This is a genomic window from Streptomyces sp. NPDC057474 (assembly GCF_042802555.1).
GTDB lineage: Bacteria > Actinomycetota > Actinomycetes > Streptomycetales > Streptomycetaceae > Streptomyces.
This window is the reverse complement of record NZ_JBHVDX010000112.1, coordinates 23542-30958: the sequence shown is the minus strand read 5'-3', so window position 1 is coordinate 30958 and position 7417 is coordinate 23542. Positions and strand designations below refer to the sequence as shown.

General features: G+C 68.6%; 5 protein-coding genes and 1 pseudogene. 1 reads left to right on the top strand and 5 read right to left on the bottom strand.

Annotation, left to right across the window (positions count from 1 at the left end; genetic code table 11):
* Window positions 1-203 precede the first annotated feature (203 nt).
* The gene (locus ACFU53_RS27630) at window positions 204-1358 is read right to left on the bottom strand and encodes a right-handed parallel beta-helix repeat-containing protein (protein ID WP_383997835.1); all 1155 of its coding nucleotides are present in this window, start codon (window positions 1356-1358) and stop codon (window positions 204-206) included.
* Between the two features lie 291 nt (window positions 1359-1649).
* Here ACFU53_RS27630 and ACFU53_RS27625 point away from each other — a divergent pair.
* A pseudogene (locus tag ACFU53_RS27625) lies at window positions 1650-2135 on the top strand (family 43 glycosylhydrolase); the annotation flags it as partial.
* Window positions 2136-2183: 48 nt separating this feature from the next.
* Here the strand turns inward: ACFU53_RS27625 and ACFU53_RS27620 are convergent.
* From ACFU53_RS27620 to ACFU53_RS27605, 4 genes are all read right to left on the bottom strand, one after another.
* Entirely contained in the window at window positions 2184-3779 is a 1596-nt protein-coding gene (locus ACFU53_RS27620; RefSeq protein WP_383997832.1) for a lipase family alpha/beta hydrolase, read from the bottom strand.
* A gap of 156 nt (window positions 3780-3935) precedes the next feature.
* A complete protein-coding gene (locus tag ACFU53_RS27615; RefSeq protein WP_383997830.1) occupies window positions 3936-5054 on the bottom strand; it encodes a pectate lyase in 1119 nt (372 codons plus the stop codon).
* Window positions 5055-5108: 54 nt separating this feature from the next.
* Window positions 5109-6329, bottom strand: coding sequence for a dienelactone hydrolase family protein (locus ACFU53_RS27610; protein WP_383997827.1), 1221 nt, complete (start codon window positions 6327-6329; stop codon window positions 5109-5111).
* Window positions 6316-7416 (bottom strand): pectinesterase family protein, encoded by a 1101-nt coding sequence (locus ACFU53_RS27605; RefSeq protein WP_383997824.1) that lies wholly within the window; start codon window positions 7414-7416, stop codon window positions 6316-6318. Before ACFU53_RS27605 ends, ACFU53_RS27610 begins: the two co-directional genes overlap by 14 nt.
* Between the last annotated feature and the right edge of the window lies 1 nt (window position 7417).

The window sequence follows — 7417 nt, the reverse complement described above, 5'->3', positions numbered from 1 at the left end:
CCGCCGGTGACGACCGGCGGGGGCGGTTTCGGCTGCCGCAGGGCCCGGTTCTTCTGGCTGCCGGGGAACTGCGTGTCTTTCAGGGGCGCGGGGAACTGCGCGTCTTTCAGGGGCGCGGGGAACTGCGCGTCTTTCAGCGGTGCGGGGAACTGCGCGACCGGCCCGGGACGGCCCGCAGTTCCCCACAAACCTTTCGTGGCAGCTCAGTTCATCGTCGAACCGATAGCCGTGGAGCCCGTGGTCAGAAACGTCGTGACCGGCAAAGCCCCGTCCGCCTGCCGAGAGGCATACGCGCCGCCCGCGTCCGTCGACTTGAAGGCAGGCACAGTGATCCCGCTGTCCCAGTTGTTCGCGGCCGACACCGTCGACGGGCCCAGCTTCGCCTTCCCCGTCCCGTTGCCCACCGCCAAGTTACGGGCCGCCCGGGCCTTACCCGTGGCGAAATAAAACCCGTTCTCCTTGTTGGCGTACGCCGTGTTGCGGTTCAGCAGGATCGCCCCGGTGTTGGAGTTCTCGGTGAACCCGTGCAACGTGTTGTCCCAGGCCGCGTTGTTGTTGACGGAGTGCGCGACCGAGGCCCCTCCCCCACCCAGCTTGAACCCGTTGCCGTTGCCCTCGAACGCGGAGTCGTTCCAGCGGTTCTTGCCGTTACCGAAGGCCCAGGAGTGCTCGATGGTGACGGGCGAGGAGAACTGCCAGAGGTCGAGCCCGTCATCCGCGTTGTTGTAGAGGCGCGCGCCGGTGATCTTGTTGCCCGTGCCGGAGCCGAACTTCACGGCGATGCCGTCGGCGTTCTGCCCGTGGTTCGCGGCGTCGTAGTTGCCGTGACTGTCCAGGTTCCGCACGAGGTTGTTGGTCGTGCCGTCGCCGCGCAGCGTGAACCCGGAGTCGCCGTTGTTCGCGGTGACGAGGTTCTTGAAGATCCCGCCGACGGACGACGTGGCGACGAAGCCCTGGGCCGGGGAGTTCTGGAAGGTGAGGCCGGAGACGGTCCAGTAGTCGCCGTAGATCCCGGCGAGCCAGGAGCCGGCGGCCAGCTCGGACCCGTCGATCTTGACCTTCTCACTGCCGTACGCGGTGAGCGTGATGCGGGCCGAGGCGGTGCCGTTCGCCGTGGACTTCAGGGTGTTCGTCGGCTGGTAGGTGCCACCGCGCACCTGGATCGTCGTACCGGCGACGGCGTTCGCGACGGCCGACTCCAACGAGGCGGTGCTGGCGACGGTGACCGTGGTGGCCGCGGCCTGGGCGCCGTCGTGCGAGAGGCCCAGGTAGACGCCGCCCGCCCCCGCGGCGACGGACACGGCGGCGGCGATCGACAGGGTCCGCGTTCTTCGATGGCGTCCGATGGTCTGACGCACGGATGTTCCTTTCGCAGGGGACGAGTCTCAGGGAGACGAGGAACGAAGCGGGCCGGAGGGGCCGCCCCGGCCCACTTCTGATCACTGGTCGCCGCCCGGCGGGAAAGGGTTGCCGCGCCCCTGCGAAATCGTTCGAAAGTTTCGCTCGGAGTCTTCACACGCACACCGATTGACGCCTGCACCTCACTGATGAGACTCCGAGGGCAACTCGGCAGACAGAATCCACCAGACTTGCACAGGACGTGTCATGCGCCCCACCGCCCGTACGCCCTGCTCCCCCTCATGGCCCTTGTCGCGGTCGACGACGACGGGCAGGCGTATCTCTACTGGGGCATCGTGCGCGGATACGCCGTCCCCCGAACGACCACATGGTGTCGTTCGACACGACCAAGGTGAAGGACATCACCCCGGACAACTACCGGGAGGGCGCCTTCGTGATCAAGCGCAAGGGCACGTACTACTTCATGTGGTCCGAGGACGACACCCACCCGCAGCGAGAGGTACGGCATCAAGGCGACCGGCCACCACTCGGTGGTGAACGTGCCCGGCACGGACGACTGGTACATGGTCTGCCACGGGTTCGCCCGCAACGGCCCCGACAAGTCCGGCGGGGACGGCACGCACCGGGAGACAACCATCGACCGCATGGATTTCGCGGCCGACGGAACGATCAAGCCGGTGGTGCCGACCCTGGAGCCGGTCAGGCCGGTCAGGCCGGTCAGGCCGGTCAGGCCGGTCAGGCCGGTCAGGCCGGTCAGGCCGGTCAGGGGCTCGTAGTCGGTAAGCCCATGATGGCGGTATGGCGGTATGGCGGTATGGCAGTGATCAAGAGGTTCGTTCGTCGGTCACCGACAGCAGCAGGTCCGCTGTGAAGCCGGTGCCTCCGACCTTGAAGGTCCAGGTGCCGGGCTGCCCCTCATCGGTGGGCTCCATCCGTTGCACCTCCGGGTCCTCTCCCTCCGCGGCGGCGCGCACTTCCTCGGCGGTCGCCCCTGGCGCCAGGAAGCGCTCGCCGGTGTGGAGGTAGAGGCGCGGTCCCCCGGCGGCTTCCGGCACCGCCTGCACGTAGTACTGCTTACGGAAGACGAGGTTGTCGGAGAATCCGATTCCGAGCGTGTCCCGCTCGCACACGTGGACATCGAGGCGGAGCACCACGGTCTTGTCCACCATCCCCTCGGGTTTGGCGGAGGCGTTCACCCAGCCCTCCCAGATCAGCCGGTTCTCGCCCGCCCAACCGGTCGTGGCATCACCCGATGCCGAGAGCGGCTTGCTCAACTCCTCGGCGAGATCGGGCAACTCGTCGGTGAAGTCGTCCTTGCGGAAAGGGCCGTAGTAGTTCTCGGCGTCGCTGCTCTGGTGGAACAGGTCGAAGTCGATGAACCGGGGTTTGACGGACACCCCGAAATAGAATTCGCTGCGGCCGAAGAGATCACGGCCTCGCGTCACCTCGGCCTTGTCCAGTCTCAGCCGGACGAAGTGCGTGCCGTGGAGGAAACGCATGGCGATCTCGTACGCCTCGCGTGACGTCACCAGGGAATCCCGGCCCCCGTGACATTTGTGGACGAAGGCCCGGGGAGCCCCCGGGATCTGGGCGGATGCCTGCTTGACCAAGCCGTCGCTGCGGTTGTAGCTGAGCGTGCCGTCGTCGATCAGGGTGGCGACGCGATTGCCCAGACTGGCGAACTTGCTGCTGTAGGAGCGGTGGTCCGTACCGACGACCGTAAGAATTCTCCGGGTGGGGAACGGGATGGCCCGGATGTCCGTGCGGTCCGGGTCGAACGCGGCGATCTCGTCGGCGACCGAGCCCGGGAGGCTTTTGACCAGCTGATCCGGCATGTACTGGAACGCGATGCCGCGGTGCGGTGTGCCCAGGGTGACGATGCGATGGATGAGTTCCTCGCTCTTGTCCCCCAGCTGACTCAGGGCCGCCCGAGCGACGAGGCCGCCCATGCTGTGCGCGACGATGTCCACACCGGTGAACTCCTCGCCCCGCATGCCGTGCCGGATGATCTCGATGAGCCGGACCAGTCCTTCCCCGTAACGGTGGATCGTCCGGGGAAGGAGGTCGTAGTAGCGGTAGATCCACAGAGTCCCCGCGGCGCCCTGCCTCAGCACTTCCTCCGCCATGGGGACGTCGACGATCATCGTGCCGCTGAGCAGGTGCTCGGGCCACCCGTCGTGTTCCGTCGGCCCGGACTGTTCCTCCGCGTAGTAGCCGACCACGTTGGTCGCGTCCCGGTACGGGTGTTGCCCGGATTTCAGGGCGCGCAGGACGAATCCCTCGTAGATGTAGTTCTCGCCGCGGCGTTTGGGATACACGGTGCCGTTGTTGAACCCCTGATAGGCGTCACGCTGCTCGTCCTGCACGTCCGGGCCGCCGAATCCGCGGATCAGGATCAGCGGGCGAGAACTGTTGACCACGAAGACCACTCCATTCGGATGCGGATGTGCTGATGCGGATGTGCTGATTACGCGCATCACTGTGTGGGGTGGCGATGGCTCCGCGCCGACAGAATCGTTTTGCCCGGCGTGCCGGACGAGCGCTGTGGTGATCTCCGGTCAGGGCCGGGAACCGGCTCAGTCCATCGTCGCGCCGATCGTCGTACTGCCCGTGGTCAGGAAGGTGGTCGCGGGCAGTGTGCCGCTCGACGAACGGGCGCTGAACGTCGTCGAGGCGTTGGTGGAGCGGAAGGACGGGGTCGAGACGCCCGAGTCCCAGTTGTTGCCGGACGACACGACCGACGAACCCTTGTTGACCGAGCCGCCGCTGTTGCTGACCGCCAGGTTCTTGCCGAGGCGGGCCGCGCCGGTGGCGAAGTAGTAGCCCCACTTGGCGTTGGCGTAGGCGGTGGTGCGGTTGATGACGATGGCGCCCTTGTTGCTGTTCTCGGTGAAGCCGTTGCCCGCGTTGTCCCAGGCGGCCGAGTTGTTGATGACATGGGCCACGGTCTCGCCGTCGCCGCCCAGTTTGTAGCCGTTGCCGTCGCCCGCGAACGCGGAGTCCGACCAGCGGTTCCTGCCGTTGCCCATCGCCCAGGTGTGCTCGACGGTGACGGGCGACGAGAAGGACCAGAAGTCCAGACCGTCGTCCGAGTTGTTGTAGAGGCGTGCTCCGGTGATGAGGTTGCCGCTGCCGGAGCCGAACTTCACGGCGATGCCGTCGGCGTTCTCCCCGTGGTTGGCCGCGTCGTAGTGGCCGTACGAGTCGATGTTGCGGACCAGGTTGTTGGTGGTGCTGTCGCCGGTGAGCGTGAAGCCGGAGTCACCGCCGTTGATGGTCTTGATGTTGTCCCAGACCGTGGAGGCGCAGGACTGGCAGACGACCGCGCTGTCCGGGGAGTTCTGGAAGGTGATGCCGGAGACGGTCCAGTGGTCGGCGGTCAGCTTGAAGATCCAGTCGCCGTCGGGGAGGTTCGAGCCGTCGATCTTCACGGTCTCCGAGCCGTACGGCTGGAGGTGGATCCTGCTGGCCGAGGTGCCGTTCGCCGTCGACTGGATGGTCGCCGTCGGGTAGTACGTGCCGCCGCGCACCTGGATGACCGTGCCTGCGGTGGCGTTCTTGATGGCGTTGGACAGGTCGGTGGAGTTGCTGACCACCACCGTGGCGGCCTGGGCGGGGGTGGCCAGGATGCCGAGGCCGGCGGCGGTCGCGGCGACGGTGGCGAGAGCGGTGAGGGAGATCCTCGTACGACGCATGGTGTGCGGGTCCTTTCGTCGTGACACAGAGGGGGACGGACGAAGACGGACGTGCTACAGAACGGCGTCCAGCCATGCGAAGGCGTCGTCCTGCATGGGCGCGGTGAACACATGGCCGAGGTCCGGCCGGACGCGGATGTCCAACCGCTCCCCGGCGTGGCGTGAGCGCCAGACGGCGCGCAGCTTCTCGTGCGCGACCCGGACGCCCTCGCTGGTGAAGAGGGGGTCCTGGCCGCCGTGGAGGAAGAGCATCGGCTTGGGGGCGCCGATGCTCGCCACGTCGGGGAAGTCGAGGTGCCGGGCGAGCCCGGCGTGGAGCATGTAGTAGGAGGACTGGCCGCGCAGGATGTTGTTGCCGGGCACCATGACCTCCTTGATCCCGGTCATCCAGCACACGCTCGCGGCGGCCGCGATGTCGTCGCTGAGCGCGGCCGTCTGCCAGGCCCGGAACGCGCCCATCGAGAAGCCGAGGGCCGCCACCCGGTGCCGGTCCACCCGGTCGAGGCCGGCCAGGAAGGCCGCCGCGCGCGCGTCCTCCCTGGCCATGAGCCCGGCGAGCGACGAGCCCAGGTTGTAGAAGTTGCTCGCGAGGGCCTGCTGCTCCTCGTAGGTGACCGGGCCCCGGTCGCCCCAGCCGAGCGCGTCCACGGCGAGGACGACATACCCGCGCCGGGCGAGTTCGTCGCCGACGAACCGCCCGCTGAAGTACCGGTCGGCCCAGGCCTGCGCGGAGGTCAGACGGGTGTCGTCGAACCAGGGCCGGACCAGCTTCTCCTTCCCGATGTCGAACTTGGCGCCGTGGTCGTGCAGAAGGAGGACGGCCGGGAACGGTCCGGTGCCGTGCGGGGTGAGCAGGGCACCCCGCACCCGGCCGTACCGGCTGAGAGAGAAGGTGACCAACTCCCTTGTGCAGTCGTCGCCTTCGGCGCGCCGCTCGCCGAACTCGGGGGCGTACGGGGTGTCGTCCCGGGCGACGAACAGGTGCTCCTCGACCTTCGCCCGTGCCGCCCGCCGCCAGGTGCGGAAGTCCCGGATGGGCGAGGTGCCCCAGGCGAGCGGGAAGCGGAGCTCGTCCTTGAGGAGGGGGTGGAAGTCGGGGAGGGTGCCTTGCAGGGCGGCGGACGCGGGGGCGGCACCCTCGGCGACTCCCGAGGGCTCCACCCCGGCCGCCGCTGCCGTTCCCCCTCCCGCGAAGAGCGCCGCCGCCCCCGCGCCCACGACGAAGGCGCGGCGCCCCACGGAGTCACGGCTGCGCATCGGATCACCGGTGGCCATAGGGCCTCCAGTCCCCCAGATACGTCCGCCGCGTGTGCACCCCGGCTTCGGCGGCAGTCAGCTGCGGCCGGTTCTCCGGCACGGAGATCACCGCTCCCGGACCGGAGTTGGCGTGCTCGCGGAAGCGCATGGTCTGCCAGGGGTAGGTCTCGCGCATGTTGGTGTACGGGGTGACCGCGTCGATCCCGGGGCCGATCCAGGTGTCCCGCACGACCAGCGAGGGCCAGGCGGTCGTCTCGTACGAGGGCACCCAGGGCCGGGCGATCTTGTACGCGGCGTCCTCCGCGCCGGAGGTGATCCGGCCGTGCAGGGCGAGGAAGCCGTAGGGGTTGGCGCGGGCGGTGGCGGGGGCGAAGACCATGCCCTTGGGGGTGAAGGACACGTCCCGCTGAAGGGTGCGGAAGTGGCAGGAATCGAAGACGGCACGGGCCCGCCCGAAGACGAAGTCGACGTCACCCTCGATGTAGCAGTGCCGGTAGTACTGCCGGTCGAAGGCGTCGAGCGCGGTGGTGTCCGCGAACAGCGTGTCCTGATGGGCGAGGAACCGGACGCTCTCGAAGTGCGAGCGGTCCCCGGTGACGTACGCGGCGACCGCCTGGGTTCCCGTGTAGTCCGGGTGGTCCGCGCGCAGCCAGTCGTTGGCGAGGGTCAGGTCGCGTACGGTCAGACCTGGCGCCGCCGAGGTGAAGGTGGCGGAGCCCGCGGTGCCGTACGTACCGCCGTCGGGCCTCGGGGTGCCGTTGGCGCGGTCGAAGACGATGACGGTGGCGCGGGGGTCGCAAGAGGCACCGCGCAGGGTCAACTCTCCTTTGTCCGCAGGGATGTTGATGACCTCGCGGTACGTCCCCGGGTGGACGACGATCGTCCACCCGGAGCCGTCGACCGCGTCCACGGCGGCCTGGACGGACCCGCCGGACCGGACGTGCAGGACCCGGCGGGTAGGGGCATGGGCATGGCCCTGGGCGAGGGCGGGGCCCTGGGCGAGGGCGGGGCCCTGGGCGAGGGCGGGGCCCTGGGCGAGGGCGGGGGTCGTGCCGACGGCCACCAGGCCACCGGCTATCCCGGTGAGCAGTGTGCGCCGGCGCATC